Source organism: Vibrio sp. 811 (genome assembly GCF_033339195.1).
This window is the reverse complement of sequence record NZ_JAWOUB010000940.1, coordinates 1-519: the sequence shown is the minus strand read 5'-3', so window position 1 is coordinate 519 and position 519 is coordinate 1. Positions and strand designations below refer to the sequence as shown.

Genomic DNA, 519 nt, shown 5'->3' with positions numbered 1-519 from the left:
GCGCCTCCATAGTACGCGACGAGAGTTCGTTGGTGTCCACGCCGCCGAGGGTCACCTCCGCCGTCCGGTAGCCTTCGGTGCCGTTCGGCTGCACGCGCCAGGCGGTTAACGTCTCCACCAGCGTCTGCTGATCGCGAACGTTCAGTTGCTTGAGCGTCACATCAGGTATCTGTCCCAGCTGCTGCAGACACTCCACCAGCCGCTTCGGCAGCTGCATCGCCAGGGTGTTCTTCAGGCTCTGGTTGGGATGCGCGCTGCGCTGCTCGTTAAGGAAGTCATCAAGATCGCAGTCCGGTAGCAGATTAACGGTGACGAACTCGCCGGGCTGCCAGTAGCTGGAAATTTGCAGCACCGCCGGTCCGGAAAGGCCGCGGTGGGTGAACAGCAGATTTTCGCGAAACAGAGTGCCGTTCTCGGCGGTAATGGTCGACGGCACCGACACGCCGGAGAGGACCTGCAGCTGCTCAAGCAATGGCTTGTGGAGGGTAAACGGCACCAGCCCCGCGCGGGTCGGCAGCA

1 pseudogene is annotated in these 519 nt (G+C 62.6%); it reads right to left on the bottom strand.

Annotated features, from left to right (window positions below):
- A pseudogene (locus tag R7Q46_RS30240) lies at positions 1-519 on the bottom strand (NAD(P)/FAD-dependent oxidoreductase); the annotation flags it as partial.